1 rRNA gene is annotated in these 1,482 nt (G+C 49.5%); it reads right to left on the minus strand.

The annotated features are described in order from the left end of the window. Positions 1-1,482 (minus strand): 23S ribosomal RNA (locus QM460_RS10340); the annotation flags it as partial.

Raw genomic sequence — 1,482 nt, forward strand, 5'->3', positions numbered from 1 at the left:
CGCTAAGCACTCCTCTTAACCTTCCAGCACCGGGCAGGCGTCACCCCCTATACATCATCTTACGATTTAGCAGAGAGCTGTGTTTTTGATAAACAGTTGCTTGGGCCTATTCACTGCGGCTGACTTAAAGTCAGCACCCCTTCTCCCGAAGTTACGGGGTCATTTTGCCGAGTTCCTTAACGAGAGTTCTCTCGCTCACCTGAGGCTACTCGCCTCGACTACCTGTGTCGGTTTGCGGTACGGGTAGAGTATGTTTAAACGCTAGAAGCTTTTCTTGGCAGTGTGACGTCACTAACTTCGCTACTAAACTTCGCTCCCCATCACAGCTCAATGTTATAGAACTAAGCATTTAACTCAATTCACACCTCACTGCTTAGACAGACTCTTCCAATCGTCTGCTTTAGTTAGCCTACTGCGTCCCTCCATCACTACATACTCTAGTACAGGAATATCAACCTGTTGTCCATCGGATACACCTTTCGGTCTCTCCTTAGGTCCCGACTAACCCAGGGCGGACGAGCCTTCCCCTGGAAACCTTAGTCTTACGGTGGACAGGATTCTCACCTGTCTTTCGCTACTCATACCGGCATTCTCACTTCTATGCGTTCCAGCACTCCTCACGGTACACCTTCTTCACACATAGAACGCTCTCCTACCATACCTATAAAGGTATCCACAGCTTCGGTAAATTGTTTTAGCCCCGGTACATTTTCGGCGCAGGGTCACTCGACTAGTGAGCTATTACGCACTCTTTGAATGAATAGCTGCTTCTAAGCTAACATCCTAGTTGTCTGTGCAACCCCACATCCTTTTCCACTTAACAATTATTTTGGGACCTTAGCTGGTGGTCTGGGCTGTTTCCCTTTCGACTACGGATCTTAGCACTCGCAGTCTGACTGCCGACCATAATTCATTGGCATTCGGAGTTTATCTGAGATTGGTAATCCGGGATGGACCCCTCACCCAAACAGTGCTCTACCTCCAAGAATCTCTAATGTCGACGCTAGCCCTAAAGCTATTTCGGAGAGAACCAGCTATCTCCAAGTTCGTTTGGAATTTCTCCGCTACCCACAAGTCATCCAAGCACTTTTCAACGTGCCCTGGTTCGGTCCTCCAGTGCGTCTTACCGCACCTTCAACCTGCTCATGGGTAGGTCACATGGTTTCGGGTCTACGACATGATACTAAGGCGCCCTATTCAGACTCGGTTTCCCTACGGCTCCGTCTCTTCAACTTAACCTCGCATCATATCGTAACTCGCCGGTTCATTCTACAAAAGGCACGCTCTCACCCATTAACGGGCTCGAACTTGTTGTAGGCACACGGTTTCAGGTTCTATTTCACTCCCCTCCCGGGGTGCTTTTCACCTTTCCCTCACGGTACTGGTTCACTATCGGTCACTAGGGAGTATTTAGGGTTGGGAGATGGTCCTCCCAGATTCCGACGGGATTTCACGTGTCCCGCCGTACTCAGGATACTGCTA

The organism is Streptococcus infantis, assembly GCF_047464415.1.
GTDB lineage: Bacteria > Bacillota > Bacilli > Lactobacillales > Streptococcaceae > Streptococcus > Streptococcus infantis_AE.